Here is a 13,782-nt window from a genome sequence, read left to right as displayed (position 1 = left end):
AGCTGGTCCGCACCCCGATGCTCTTGAGCCAATAGAATTAGTGGCTGCCGAAACCCTACTTGGCTTCCGGCGGGGTGCTCTTGTCGCTTGGGCGCTCAGCGATTAAAACGTTGCCCGCGGGCTCCATTGCATTCTCCGCAGGCGCAGCCTGCTGGGCGCGCTGGGCTTCTTCGAAAGCTATTGCTTCCTCTCCGCCGATGGCCTCGCCGCGGGCAACCATGCCTGCGGTGTCGGAGAGCGGAACCTGCTTGAGGAACAAGGCCAGTGCGAACGCCACTACCAGGAACGGAATCAGGTACCAGAACACCGGCGCCAAGGAGCTGGCGTAGGCGTCCACGATGCCATCACGCAAAGCATCCGGCAGTGATGACAGCGTCTGCGGATCCAAGGTGGATGCCGCCTGGCCGGCATCAGCAGCGCTGGCTCCAGCGCCGGAGAAGACATCCAGGAGCTTCTCGGAGAGGCGGTTGGTGAACAAGGCGCCGAAGATGGCCACACCCAGCGATGCACCGACTTCACGGAAGTAGTTGTTGGTGGAGGTGGCGGTGCCGACCATCTCTGGTCCAACAGCGTTTTGAACTACCAGGACGACAACCTGCATGATCAAGCCCATGCCGGCGCCGAGGACAAACAGGTAGGCGCAGATCAGCCACAGCGGGGTCTGCGCGGTCAGGGTGGTGAATGCCAGCATGGCGGCAACGGTGACGATGGTTCCGGCGATCGGGTAGCCCTTGTAGCGTCCGGACTTGGAGATCGCCATGCCCGAGTAAATGGAAGTACCCATCATGCCGACCATCATTGGAACCATAAGCAGGCCGGAAACGGCGGCTGAGGTGCCCGAGGACATCTGCAGGAAGGTTGGCACGAAAGCGATCGCGGAGAACATTCCGATGCCCAGGGTGAAACCGATGGCGGTGGCGTTGATGAAGACCTTGTTCTTGAACAGGCTCAGCGGGATGATCGGGTCTTCGGCCCTGGCCTCGGCCAGGATGAACAGCGAAGCGGCGATCACCAGACCGGCACCCCAGGCCCAAGTTTCCAGAGCTCCCCAGCCGTGAGCGGCGGAGCCGCCGAAGTCGGTGAAGAAGATCAGGCAGGTTGTGGCAATCGACAGCAACAGCACACCCAGGATGTCGATCTTCTTTTCTGCCTTCTTGTTTGGCAGGGTCAGCGCGAACCATGCGATGGCAAAAGCGGCAATACCAACTGGGATGTTGATGTAGAACGCCCATTCCCAGGTCATGTGGTCAACGAAGAATCCACCGAGCAGCGGGCCGGCGACAGCGGACAAACCGAAGATGCCGCCCAGGGGCCCCATGTACTTGCCGCGCTCGGAAGCCGGGACGATGTCGGCGATGATGGCCTGCGAGAGGATCATCAAGCCGCCGCCACCCAGGCCCTGGATGGCGCGGAAGACCACGAACATCCAGAAGGTGGTGGAGAAGGCGGCGCCGACAGAGGCCAAGGTGAACAACGCGATGGCAATCATGAACAGGTTGCGGCGTCCGAGGACATCGCCAAACTTGCCATAGATGGGCATCACGATGGTGGTGGCCAAAAGGTAGGCCGTGGTGATCCAGGCCTGGTGCTCAACGCCGCCGAGCTTGCCGACAATGGTTGGCATGGCAGTGGAGACGATGGTTTGGTCCAGTGATGACAGGAGCATTCCTGCGATCAAGGCGGAGAAGATGATCCAGATGCGCCGCTGGGTCAGTACCAGGGGTGCATCGCCCGGGGTTTTCCGGGAACCGGTAGTTGCGGTCATTGCAATCCTTGCGAGAGGTGTTGAAGGAATTATTTAGTCGTTGCTGCGTCTCAGGGGCTGGCCCATGATGTTTTGGATCCGGCCCATCAGTTCCAGGAATTCCTCGGTGAGCGAGCGTTTCCCAGAACCTTCGACATAAGCCTCGATGGCTTGGAGAGTGGTGTGCCTGAGAATGTGCAAAAGGCTTGAGAGCAGTGGATCCTGCGGATCGACTCCTTCGCGCGATGCAATGAGTTCACGGAACTCCGCGTCTTTCCTGGGTCCGGCCTGGACCATGTGCTGAAGGAGTTCCGGTTCGCGGTGTGCCACGGAGAAGAACCCATGGGTGCTCACGATTTCGGTTTCATCAAAACTCAGCCGTTCAATGACCATATCCACCAAGTCTGCCAGAAGGGTGGGGGAAATCCCGGTGATGCCCTCAGGCCGAGCCGCCATGAAACGCTCGATGACGCCTTCTGGCATAGCGTCCGAGTCGTGCCCGAAGACAGCGTCGATTTTGCTGGGGAAGTAGTTGAAGAAAGTTCTCCGGGAGATGCCCACCCGTTCGCACACCTGTTCAATGGTGAAACCGTTGAAGCCCAACTCGGCCGTTAGCTCGCGGCAATGGCGAGTGATGGAAGTCCGGGTTTTTTGCATGCGTCCGCTCAACGTCGGTGCCTCGGTGGGCACCCCCATTGCATCTTTTGCACTATCTTTCATATAGTGCAGTATTGCACTATGGATTCAAGGGTGCAACTTAAGTGATCTGCGGCATTCCACCACTGCCGAGCCTGAGCGGAATGCTGGACGGGCATCTGTACTAGGCTGTCCACATGAGCCAGATAGTCCTCCGTGAACCAACCGCTGACCTGCACCAATCATTTATGCAGAGCACCGCAGAATGGAACGGCGCAGAACAAGACGGCGCCTCGATGTTCTTCGCCGATAAATACGGTTGGGACTTGGCTGACCCCAAGGATTTTGAGCGCTGGGTGAAACTTCTCAATGACCTGGCAAGACCAGAATTCACGCCAGAGCCAGGCTTCGTTTCGCAAAGCACGCTCTGGGTAGTGGAAAACGGCAAGTACTTAGGCGCCGTGAGCCTGAGGCATGATCTTGGCAACGGCTATCTGGCGGAGGTCGGCGGCCATATAGGCTACGGCATCCGACCCAGCGCGCGACGGAGAGGCCTGGCCAAGCTGGCGCTCGCCGGATCGCTGCACCAGGCGCGGGGCCTGGGGCTGCCAAAAGTCCTGATCACGTGCAACGACTCCAACATCGGATCCGCTCGCACTATCGAATCATGCGGCGGTGTGCTTGAAAGCATTAAGCCGCAAAGCGAGGTTGGTCCGATATTCGGTTCACTCGACAATGTGCGCCGCTACTGGATCACGCTGGTTTAATTGGCGCTTCATGCAACTGCTATCCGATGCGAGCTGTTCGGTTTCTTTGGTGGCCCGGATGCTTGCAGTCCCGAAATAGCGACGACCCCTTGCCTTCGGTGATCATTGATCGGGATGGCAAGGGGTCGCTGCGTGGGTTATGAAGGCTCTAGTGCTTGCCCACCATGGTGGAGACGTCAAGCAGTTCATCAAGCTGGGCTTCGGTGACTTCGCCGCGCTCGACGAATCCCAGCGCGATGGTGGCCTCGCGGACGGTCAGTCCTTCGGCAACGGCTTTCTTGGCAATCTTGGCAGCGTTCTCGTAGCCGATCAACTTGTTCAACGGGGTGACGATGGATGGCGATGCCTCGGCGAGGAAGCGGGCGCGTTCAACGTTGGCCTTGATTCCATCGATCATCTTCTCTGCCATCACGGTGGCCGTATTGGACAGCAATCGAATTGATTCAAGCAAATTCGAGGCCATGACCGGGATGCCCACGTTCAATTCAAAGGCTCCATTGGTACCTGCCCACGCTATGGTGGTGTCGTTGCCGATGACCTGGGCGGCAACCTGGATAGTCGCTTCGGAGATCACCGGGTTGACCTTGCCAGGCATGATCGAAGAGCCTGGCTGCAGATCAGGAATGGAGATTTCGCCCAAGCCGGTGTTCGGGCCAGAGCCCATCCAACGCAAGTCGTTGGCGATTTTGATGAGCGATATGGCGATGGTCCGCAGCGCAGCCGACGCCTCGACAAGGCCATCGCGGTTGGCCTGGGCTTCAAAATGATTGCGTGCTTCGGTAATAGGCAGGCCGGTGTCCTCGCGAAGGAACTCGATCACCTTCTGCGGGAAGCCTTCAGGAGTGTTGATGCCGGTGCCAACTGCGGTGCCGCCCAGCGGGACTTCGGCAACTCGTGGCAGAGCTGCCTCGACTCGCTCGATGCCGTAGCGCACCTGTGCAGCATAACCGCCGAACTCCTGTCCCAAGGTGACCGGGGTGGCATCCATCAGGTGGGTGCGGCCGGACTTGACGACATCCTTGAATTCGGTCGATTTTGCTTCCAGTGCGGTGGCCAGCTGGCCCAAGGCAGGGACCAGGTTATTGATCAGGGCGCCGGTGGCAGCCACGTGGACCGAAGTAGGGAATACGTCATTGGAGGACTGCGAAGCGTTCACGTGGTCATTGGGGTGAACTTCGGTGGCGCTCTGTTTTGCCTTCAAAGCGCGGGTAGCCAATTCGGCAAGGACCTCATTGGTATTCATATTTGAGCTGGTTCCCGAACCGGTCTGGAAAACGTCGATGGGGAAGTGCTCGTCGTACTTTCCGCTGGCCACCTCTTCGGCCGCATCGGTGATAGCCCCGGCGCGCTCGGCATCCAGCACACCCAATGCGAGGTTTGCCTGGGCTGCGGCCTTTTTCACCTGGGCGAGGGCCTTGATATGCGATGACTCCAGCGTTTTGCCTGAGATTGGAAAGTTCTCGACCGCACGCTGAGTTTGTGCGCGATACAAAGCCTGAGCTGGAACTCGGACTTCACCCATGGTGTCATGTTCAATGCGGAAATCGTCACTGTTAGTCATGCGCCCAGATTACGCCTCGAATGCAATGGAAGGACAGGACTCTGAAGCAAACATCACAACCGCTGGTGACGCTGCGCCGATACGGGAATAAAACCCGCGCTGCAAGGCAATTACTGCAGTGCGGATGGTGCCTAGTCCAGGCCCAAGCTTGAGACGAGCTGCGCCCGGCCATCGTCGAGGTGGTAGGCCACGCCAGCTACGGCTGTGCGGCCCTCTTCGATAGCGTGCGCGATGATGGTGGACAGATCCACAAGGCGGTCCGTGGTTTGCTTTACGTGCTCAACGACCGTGCCGTTGACATCGGTGATGCCCTTGCGCTCGGCGGCCAGCACCGATGGAGTGATGTGCTCGACCAGATCCCTCACGAAGCCCTTGGGCATATCCCCGGACTCCTTGACCTTGATGGCGCTCGTGACTGCGCCGCAAGAATTGTGGCCCAGAATGACAATCAAAGGCACGTTGAGCTCGTCGACCGCGAACTCCAGCGAACCGAGGCTGGCCGGGTCGATCACGTGGCCGGCGGTGCGCACCACGAACATGTCGCCCAGGCCGACGTCGAAGATGATTTCTGCTGCGAGCCGGGAATCTGAGCAACCGAAGATCACCGCAAACGGCTCTTGTCCTGAAATCAGCGACTGGCGCCGGGCACTGTCCTGATTAGGGTGTTCGGTTTCTTCATTGACGAAACGCAGGTTGCCGGCGCTAAGCTTCTCCCAAGCCTCTTTGGGGGACAAGGAATGAGTGGTTGATTCAGATCGCATAAGCCAAAGTCTACGGGAAGATGTTCGAATATCGAATATTTGCGGTCAGGGTGAAGTCACAACACTGACTAGCTAAGCGTGGATTCTGCCAGCTCGGCCACATCCTCAAGCTGCTGCTCGGAAGTGTCCGTGGAGAGGATCAGCGTTGAGTCTTTTCGCTCCGAAATCAAATACGTGGTTCCATCCTTCACCCGGACTTCCCATTCCCAGCCACCAATGGTCCTGGTGCCGGTCGGAACGGCGGTATCGGTAGTCAAGGCGATCCACGTGGCGTTTGCTTCAGCGGCCTGGCGTACCCAGACAAAATCCTTGTTCTTGGCCACGATGCCAAATTCCCAGTAGGGGACACCCTGAGCGGTATTGGCCTGCCAGCGGGCGAAGTTGGCATACTGTCCATCGCCCAGGCTTGGCGCGAAGACCTCGAAACCTGCAATTTGTTCGGTTTGCTCCGCGGTCTGCTGCAAGTTCACCTTGCTCTCGAATGCTTCATCTTTCGGAGCCGGGTTGAGCAAAACCAGCGGAATAACAACAGCGAGGGTGAAGCCAACCGAGAGCACCATGCCCTTAAAAGTCTGGTTGGCACGCTTGGCCTGCTTCTCGGTGAGCTGCGGCTTGAATGGCAGGTCCTCAAAGGTCGCCTCAGGATCATTCAAATCGCGACGAGGCTCCGGTGCCGACTGATCCGACGGCTCGTTCACAGGCATGGTGTTCCCACTGTTGTTCTCAAGTTGCACGTCTTCTATTCTCCCCGAAGATTCTGTGTAATCGGAACTAGCGTGCCCAACCCCACGTTGGGATTTGAAAGCCTTGGCGACACGAACTGTCACTGCAAATTCTAAAGAGATAGAATGAATATGTTTGCATAGGCGCAATGACTACGACTCAGTGATGGGATCTTTCGTGACCGAAAAGAACAATTATGCCCACCTTTCCTCGCGACTGTCGGTAACCGACTCGGAGCCGGACCGCAACTTAGCACTGGAACTGGTGCGCGCTACTGAAGCTGCCGCCATCGCGTCCACGCCATGGGTTGGATTCGGTGACAAGAACGCGGCCGACGGCGCTGCAGTAGATGCTATGCGAGGTCTGCTCTCCACCGTCAACTTCAATGGCGTTGTTGTCATCGGTGAGGGTGAAAAAGATGAAGCCCCAATGCTCTTCAACGGCGAGCAAGTCGGCAACGGCACCGGTGCCGAATGCGACGTAGCTGTTGACCCGATCGACGGAACCCGCTTGACAGCCCTCGGCTTGAACAATGCGCTGTCCGTATTGGCAGTGGCTGACCGCGGATCCATGTTTGATCCCTCGGCTGTTTTCTACATGGAAAAGCTGGTCACCGGCCCAGAAGCCGCTGACCTAGTTGACCTGCGTTTGCCGGTGAAGCAGAACCTGCACTTGATCGCCAAGGCCAAGGGCAAGAAGCTGAGCCAGATCACCGTGACTATCTTGGACCGTCCGCGCCATGCCGGACTGATCGAGGAAATCCGTGCCGCTGGTGCTCGTACCAAGCTGATCATGGACGGCGACGTCGCCGGCGCCATCGCCGCAACTCGTGAAGGTACTGGCGTTGACGCGCTGATGGGTATCGGTGGCACGCCGGAGGGCATCGTGACCGCCTGCGCCATCAAGGCGCTGGGCGGCGTCATCCAGGGGCGCTTGTGGCCAACTGATGACGACGAAAAACAGAAGGCACTGGACGCTGGCCACCAGCTGGACCGCGTATTGACCACCAACGATCTGGTGACCTCCGATAACTGCTACTTCGCAGCGACCGGCATCACCGATGGCGACCTGCTGCGCGGCGTACGTTACAAGGGCAACCGCATCAGCACGCAGTCGATCGTGATGCGCGCGAAGTCCGGAACCATCCGCTTCGTTGAAGGCGAGCACCACCAGGATAAGTGGGAAGCCTACACCCGCTAAATCTTTCGAGCATACTCCGATGGCCATGAACCTTTTCAAGGTTCATGGCCATCGGAGTATTGGAGCTGGATTCGGTCCAACAAGCAGACTGCTTTAATCGATCTGTGCGCTGGCGGCAAAGAGCTGGCCAGCTGTATTTCCCTGCAATGTCGCTGTCGCGGGTAGCTCAGCGGCGGTAATGAAGAGGGACTGTCCGCGCTTGATGCTTCGCTGGCCTTCTTGGGTTTTGATCAAGAACTCGCCCGCGGTGCACAAGACCACTCCAGCACCGTGCAGCTGAAGTTCGGAAGCCAGGCCTGCAGCCTGCGGATCCAGCACCTGCAGCTGGAACTCTTCGAAGTCCGGCTTGTACAGGCGGTCGTGCGAGCCCAGCGCAACCGGTGCAAGGATCGGTGCAGGGGAGGGCTGGCTGATGGTGACATCCAGAAGTTCGGGAACATCGATATGCTTGCTGGTCAACCCACCTCGCAGAACGTTATCCGAGTTGGCCATGACTTCGATTCCTAGTCCACGCAAATAGGCATGAACATTTCCAGCGCCCAGGCTGATGGCCTGGCCTGGCTCCAAGAACACCAGATTCAGCAGCAGTGCGACCAGCACGCCAGGATCCGAAGGGTAGATCTTGTTGATCGACACCAGCTCGGCAAAGTGGACGTTGGCCTTCAACTGATCCGAGGACTCAATGGCCGAGCAGATCAGCTCCACGGTTTGGGCAACAGGTTCCCCGGCGGTCAGCACATGGCTGAAAGCGGCAGCCAGTGGATCCTGCCCCTGCAATGAACGGATGATCGTCTCAATCTCGCCCAGCTTGTCTTCCGGCAGCCCGGCGGACAACAACCGCAGATCCTTGATGATTTGGGCAGGTTGTCGGAATCCGGATAACGCCACAAAATCAGTCAGCGCATAAAGCATCTCTGGCTTGTGGTTGTCATCCCGATAGTTGCGGTCGGCCGCATCAAGAGGCTTGCCACTGGAGTTTTCCAGGGCAAAACGCTCCTGGGCCTGCTTGAGCGTCGGGTGAGTCTGTATCGACAGAGGCTGGGTCGCCGAGAGCACCTTGAACAGGTACGGCAGGCGGCCAAACCGCTGAGCAACGGTTGCCCCCAGTACTTGCTGCGGGTCATGGGCGATGAAGTCGTTCAGCGCAATGTCTTCATCAGCCAGCCGGCTTGGGCAGCCCGGGTGGGCGCCAAGCCACATCTCTGCCTGCGGGGAAATATCCGCAGGCAGATCCAGCAAATCAGAGATCTGAGAATCAGAACCCCAGTGGTAATCCCTCATCGCGTTTTTCAACTCGAACACGTTATTTGACCATAGCCTTTCAAGAACAGTGATTGGGTTGCATCGCGGTCGGGGGGTTTAACCGTTTACGGAACAGAGCATTCGTCGTTGTTAGCGGCGATCTGTGAAATGAGGGTGTCGTATCCAGCCATTTCCAACTGCACCAAGTACTCCTCGGTGATTGGGCTACCATCAGGCTGGGTGAATTCCTGATCTCCGCCGTTGGAAAGCTTGGGAGCGTTATTGATATCCGTGGTATCTTCGCTCTCTTCAGTGCTTTCTTCACTTTCCGAGCTCTTGGAGGACTCGGAAGCCTTGGAAGAATCTTCGCTCTTCTTAGGAGAATCGGACTTCTCGGTCTTCTTCTTCTTCTCGCTCTCCGATTGCTTGGCAATCAGGGTGCGGATTCGCTCCTGGAGCTCGTCAAAGTCCGGGTACGTGGAGAAGGTTCGCTCAAAGTCCGGTGCGCCCAAGGTCAGGCGTGCCATCGGCTGTGAAGAGACCTTCTCGGCCAAGGAGACGAAGGAGCCGAGCTGGCCGGCAGGAATGTTGGTCTCCACCAGCTGCTCTCCAGCGGACATGATGCCGGTGAAGTTCTTCAGAATGGTCTGAGGAGTGAATTGCTTGATGATGGCCTGCTGCAGGCACTGTTGGCGCTTAATGCGGTGGTAGTCGTCGGTGAAGTCGCGCGAGCGGGCAAACCACAGGGCATGCTTGCCATTGAAGGTCTGAGTGCCGGGGGCGAACCAGTGGGTGCGCACGGTGCTGTTGGGGTAGCGTTTGCCGTTGTATGGAACCCAACCGCCGGAATTGATGGTGACGCCGCCCAGGGCGTCGACAAACTGCTCGAATCCTGCCATGTCCACCATGACGTAGCCCTGCACGGGCAGTCCGGTAGTTCCTTCCAGGGCATCCATGGCGGCCTGCGCGCCAACATTCTTTACGGAGGCCGGGAAAGCATCAGCATGCTCGTCGGCCGCGTTGCGGTAAATGGCATTGAAGATGCACTCGTCACCGCAGTTGTAGCCTTCGGGCCAAATCTTCTTCATTGGCGAGTCATCGGCAAAGCGCGCTCCTTGGAAGTTACGCGGCACCGAGATCAGCAGGGTCTTGCCGGTCTTGGCATCGACCGAAAGCAGTGCCACCGAGTCGGTGCGCACACCCTCTCGGTTGGAGCCCGAGTCAGCGCCGAATACCGCGATGTTGTATCGGCCGTCGATCGGGTCAAAAGCCGGCCCTTCATCGAAGACCGAGACAATGGTCTCGCGTCCGGTGTTCAACAAGGACGCACCGTAGATGAACACGCCACTGGTGGCGACCACCGCGGCCAGGGTGAAAACGGTAACGATGGCGCGCATGCCAGGAGCCAGCATTCCGGGCCGAATGATCACCAGGGTATTGATGAACATGATGAACCAGCCGACAGCCAAGCTGCCGAGCACGATGATCAGGAACAGCTGGAAGTTCGGGTGCGCTACCCAGCCGAGGATGACCGACCGGTTGATGAAGTAGATTGCCAGGATGCCAAGAATGGCGACCCAGCACAGCATCGTAATGGAGACCGCAAGCCTTCCGAGCTTTCGATTGCCGGCAACCAGCTGAGCGCTGCCCGGGAAGAAGATGGTCAGAAGAACCAAGATCAGCGCACGTTTGCTGCGTTGCGGAGCGCTAATTGTCTCCGGCTGGCGCAACGGACTTGGTGCGCGGTGACTGGCAGAACCCATGTACTTGTTTGACTTTCCCTAGGAAGCGAAATTCTCGTTGGCTACTTCATCGCGCAGTGCAGCGCCCTTAGCGTGGGCTGACTCGCGCAGTGAATCTGCGAACTGAAGCAACTTTACCTGCAACGACTGTGCAAGCTCATCCGTTCCCGCGGCAAGGGTGCGCACCGCGAGCAAGCCTGCGTTGCGTGCACCGCCAATGGAAACCGTTGCGACGGGGACTCCTGCTGGCATCTGGACGATGGACAACAGGGAATCCATTCCATCAAGTTTAGCCAGTGGAACTGGAACTCCGATGACAGGCAGCGGAGTAACAGCTGCGAGCATGCCGGGCAGGTGGGCCGCGCCGCCGGCTCCAGCAATGATTACGCGCAGCCCGCGCTCATGTGCCTTTTTGCCGTACTCGATCATCTCGGTTGGCATCCGGTGGGCGGAGACCACGTCGGCTTCAAATGGAATTCCGAACTCGGCCAGGGCCTGGGCAGCCAGGCGCATTACTGGCCAATCGGAATCCGAACCCATGACCAGACCGACAAGAGGTGCTTCAGACATCAGATTTTTCCTTGGTTGTGTCATAGGCAAGAGCCACTGCGCCGTTGCGCGCAGTGGCTCTTGCCGGAATATCAGGTTAGTTCTTGGCGTCGACGCCGTCGCGGATCAGCGCGGCAACTTTGTTTGCCTGCACGCGAAGTTCATCTACGGTTTGCCCGGCATTTGCCACCACGTTTACATGCCCGATCTTTCGGCCCGGGCGAACGGACTTGCCGTAGGCATGCACCTTGACCTCGGGGGCCGCGGCCAGTGCAGCGCTGAATGCCGAGTAGAGGTCTTGGTTGGCGCCGCCGAGGTAGTTCTTCATGACGGTGACACCCAGCTCGCGGGTGTCGCCCAGCGGAATATCAAGGACGGCACGCAGGTGCTGCTCGAACTGGCTGGTGACCGAACCATTCATGGTCCAGTGCCCGGTATTGTGCGGGCGCATCGCCAATTCATTTATGACATATCCGGCTCCCTGGCCGGGAGTCTCGAACAGCTCCGCGGCCATGACGCCGGTCACGCCGAATTCGTTGGCGATCCGCAGGGCCGCCTCGGCGGCGCTGCGTGCGGTGGCCTCGTCAAGGTCCTGGGCCGGGGCGATCACTTCGTCGCAGACCCCGTCAACTTGAATGGTGTGGACTACTGGCCAGGCTTTGGCTTCGCCGGAAGGGGTGCGCGCCACCAGGGCGGAGAGCTCACGGGAAAAATCGACCTTGTCCTCGGCCAGCAATGGGCCGTTGGCAAACCAGTCGACGGCGTCTTTGGCATCTTGGATGCTATCGAGCATGCGCACGCCCTTGCCGTCGTAGCCGCCCCTCGGGGTCTTGAGCACAATGGGCCAGCCGGTCTGTTCGCCGAAGCTGATCAGCTCCTCGACGTTCTCCACCTTGGCCCAGGCCGGGTTGGGAAGGCCCAAGCGTTCAATGGCCTCGCGCATCACCAGCTTGTCCTGGGCATGGATCAGTGCCGCGGGACGAGGCTGGATATTGACACCCTCGTTGATCAGCGTGGTCAAGAATTCGTTGGGGACATGCTCGTGGTCAAAGGTGACTACGTCCTTGCCCTTGGCAAAAGCGCGCAGGGTATCGAGGTCCTTGTAGTCACCTACCGGTGCGTCTGGAACACTTCGGGCAGCCGAGACTTCAGGCCCTTCGGCCAGAATATGAAGTTCGAATCCTAGGTTCAGGGCCTCAGGGGCCATCATTCGGGCTAGCTGCCCGCCACCAATCACGCCAATTTTTGGAAAGCTCACGTTATCTAGGGTATCGAAAGCGCGGATCAGATTCGCATGCGAGATGTCTGATTACTCTCACAATTCGGACAATCCTCAGAAATTGGCGATAAAATAGCTAGATCGCGTGCTTCAAGTTGTACTTTGTGCGCCCTGTTACTGCTAGCCAGACGGGAATCTCATTCCCTGGAGGACCCTTGCTCGAACGCATCAAATCAAAAATTGCCGGACTCATCTCGCTGTTCTGGCGTGAAGTTGCGAAGTTCGGCGTCGTTGGTGGAGTCGCGTTCATCATTGACTCGGGCATCTATGTCTGGCTGCTGCATGGCTCAATGAGCGACTCGCAGGTCAAGGCAAAAATTATTGCCGGTGTCGTGGCAACCATTTTCTCGTGGGTGGCCAATCGCTATTGGACCTTCCGCCATCGCCGCCAGGCCAACGTGGTGCGCGAGCTGGTGATGTTCATCATCATGAATGCCATCGGCCTGGGCATTGCCGCAGCCTGTGTGTGGGTCACCAAATACTGGATGGGCCTGACCGACCCGACCTCGGTGTTCATCGCCGGTTCGGTGGTCGGTTTGATCCTGGGCACCATATTCCGCTTCTTCGCCTACCGGTTCTGGGTCTTTGGCAAGGAAATGGACCAGGAGGAAGAGTTCGCTCACGATCACGAACTTCTCGGACGGCCTAGAACCGATATCGGTGCGGCTGCGAATGGATCCACTGGTCCAACCGATACCGGTTCTACGCCAAAGGTCTTGCGCTAGCTGGCAGGCTCATAGTCGAAGCTGATGCGTTCGCCTTCACGCAGGCGCTCAGTGACTTCCACGCCGTCTTCCACAAGAACCACTGCATCACCGGACGCCCACTGGCTCACCAGATAGGGGAGGAGGATCAGCAGCGGTTGCTGTGCGCGCACCAGAATGGTGCCCCGTGCTGGAACGGAACTCCCAAAAAGCTCATTGAGCGTCATAGCAGAACCGCCAGTGGCGGCCAGTGCCGTTGCGGAAGAAGCAACAGCTGAGGGGTAGAACTGGTCGCCATAGGAACGCACCGAAGCATTAAAGTCTTCTGCGACGGGGCCGAGATCCGAGCCGAAGGACAGCGCGAGAGCTGCCGGGTTCACGGCGAGGATTTCACTGCTTGCGGGAATGCGTTCATCATTGGGTTCGGAGCTGATCCACAGTGTGGCATAAGCTGCGTCGCCGTGTTCGGCGTCAACGAGGGTAGCTCCATGGTGCAGAGTTGCCAGAGCGAGCACCAGGGATTTCCAGTGCGGGGCGAGATCGATTACGACGGTGGACCCTTCAGCAAGGTCAAAAAGATCACTGAGCAGATTGGCGCTTTTAGCTACCCAATTGTCAAACACTCGACCGGAGAGCTCGATGCGCTCACCGCTCAGTGAATGCCAGGTCAGCCACGGCGAGGCCGAGGCCCGTCGCGGTGCAAGTAGTTCCTCCACGAAAGTTCCCTGTGGTTGAATGCTGCTCATTGAACGTCCTTTGAAATTAGATGCTGAGAATTCACCGAGAATTCAAGCAAGTGAAGACTCGCCCGTCTCATCTGCCTGTTTTGACGGCGTGTTGTGCCGGGAGTTTCCTGAGAAGTCTTCTTAGAATG

At 58.3% G+C, this 13,782-nt stretch carries 13 protein-coding genes; 3 read left to right on the top strand and 10 right to left on the bottom strand.

The window, feature by feature from the left end; translation table 11 throughout:
* Positions 1-55: 55 nt before the first annotated feature.
* Positions 56-1,765 (bottom strand): MDR family MFS transporter, encoded by a 1,710-nt coding sequence (locus ACT7DV_RS01955; RefSeq protein ID WP_444660664.1) that lies wholly within the window; start codon positions 1,763-1,765, stop codon positions 56-58.
* 33 nt (positions 1,766-1,798) lie between these two features.
* Positions 1,799-2,464, bottom strand: a complete 666-nt coding sequence (locus ACT7DV_RS01950) for a TetR/AcrR family transcriptional regulator (protein WP_444660663.1) — start codon at positions 2,462-2,464, stop codon at positions 1,799-1,801.
* A gap of 113 nt (positions 2,465-2,577) precedes the next feature.
* On the opposite strand from ACT7DV_RS01950, the gene ACT7DV_RS01945 reads away from it, so the two are divergent.
* A complete protein-coding gene (locus ACT7DV_RS01945; RefSeq protein ID WP_444660662.1) occupies positions 2,578-3,147 on the top strand; it encodes a GNAT family N-acetyltransferase in 570 nt (189 codons plus the stop codon).
* A 148-nt stretch (positions 3,148-3,295) separates the two neighbouring features.
* Here the strand turns inward: ACT7DV_RS01945 and ACT7DV_RS01940 are convergent, their stop codons facing one another.
* The 3 genes from ACT7DV_RS01940 to ACT7DV_RS01930 form a co-directional block, all read right to left on the bottom strand.
* Positions 3,296-4,708: a class II fumarate hydratase gene (locus ACT7DV_RS01940; RefSeq protein ID WP_444660661.1), complete on the bottom strand. Its 1,413-nt coding sequence runs from the start codon at positions 4,706-4,708 to the stop codon at positions 3,296-3,298.
* A 131-nt stretch (positions 4,709-4,839) separates the two neighbouring features.
* On the bottom strand, positions 4,840-5,469 hold the full coding sequence (locus tag ACT7DV_RS01935) for a carbonic anhydrase (protein ID WP_444660660.1): 630 nt from the start codon (positions 5,467-5,469) through the stop codon (positions 4,840-4,842).
* A gap of 68 nt (positions 5,470-5,537) precedes the next feature.
* On the bottom strand, positions 5,538-6,173 hold the full coding sequence (locus ACT7DV_RS01930; RefSeq protein ID WP_444660659.1) for a DUF4245 domain-containing protein: 636 nt from the start codon (positions 6,171-6,173) through the stop codon (positions 5,538-5,540).
* Positions 6,174-6,357: 184 nt separating this feature from the next.
* Here ACT7DV_RS01930 and glpX point away from each other — a divergent pair, with 184 nt between their 5' ends.
* Positions 6,358-7,392: a class II fructose-bisphosphatase gene (gene glpX, locus ACT7DV_RS01925; protein ID WP_060703296.1), complete on the top strand. Its 1,035-nt coding sequence runs from the start codon at positions 6,358-6,360 to the stop codon at positions 7,390-7,392.
* A 93-nt stretch (positions 7,393-7,485) separates the two neighbouring features.
* Here the strand turns inward: glpX and manA are convergent, their stop codons facing one another.
* The 4 genes from manA to ACT7DV_RS01905 form a co-directional block, all read right to left on the bottom strand.
* Positions 7,486-8,694, bottom strand: a complete 1,209-nt coding sequence (manA, locus tag ACT7DV_RS01920) for a mannose-6-phosphate isomerase, class I (protein WP_444660658.1) — start codon at positions 8,692-8,694, stop codon at positions 7,486-7,488.
* Between the two features lie 65 nt (positions 8,695-8,759).
* Entirely contained in the window at positions 8,760-10,397 is a 1,638-nt protein-coding gene (locus ACT7DV_RS01915) for an LCP family glycopolymer transferase (protein WP_444660657.1), read from the bottom strand.
* An 18-nt stretch (positions 10,398-10,415) separates the two neighbouring features.
* On the bottom strand, positions 10,416-10,946 hold the full coding sequence (gene purE, locus ACT7DV_RS01910) for a 5-(carboxyamino)imidazole ribonucleotide mutase (protein ID WP_171918595.1): 531 nt from the start codon (positions 10,944-10,946) through the stop codon (positions 10,416-10,418).
* Positions 10,947-11,022: 76 nt separating this feature from the next.
* The gene (locus ACT7DV_RS01905; protein WP_444660656.1) at positions 11,023-12,183 is read right to left on the bottom strand and encodes a 5-(carboxyamino)imidazole ribonucleotide synthase; all 1,161 of its coding nucleotides are present in this window, start codon (positions 12,181-12,183) and stop codon (positions 11,023-11,025) included.
* Positions 12,184-12,359: 176 nt separating this feature from the next.
* Here ACT7DV_RS01905 and ACT7DV_RS01900 point away from each other — a divergent pair, with 176 nt between their 5' ends.
* On the top strand, positions 12,360-12,929 hold the full coding sequence (locus tag ACT7DV_RS01900) for a GtrA family protein (protein WP_444660655.1): 570 nt from the start codon (positions 12,360-12,362) through the stop codon (positions 12,927-12,929).
* Here ACT7DV_RS01900 and ACT7DV_RS01895 read toward each other — a convergent pair.
* Positions 12,926-13,654 carry a TIGR03089 family protein gene (locus ACT7DV_RS01895; RefSeq protein WP_444660654.1) on the bottom strand — a complete coding sequence of 243 codons (729 nt, stop codon included), beginning with the start codon at positions 13,652-13,654 and terminating at the stop codon, positions 12,926-12,928. The genes ACT7DV_RS01900 and ACT7DV_RS01895 overlap by 4 nt on opposite strands.
* Positions 13,655-13,782: the final 128 nt, after the last annotated feature.

This window comes from Glutamicibacter sp. TV12E (genome assembly GCF_052441935.1).
GTDB lineage: Bacteria > Actinomycetota > Actinomycetes > Actinomycetales > Micrococcaceae > Glutamicibacter.
The sequence above is the reverse complement of the archived record's forward strand: the minus strand, read 5'-3'. Positions and strand labels throughout refer to the sequence as shown.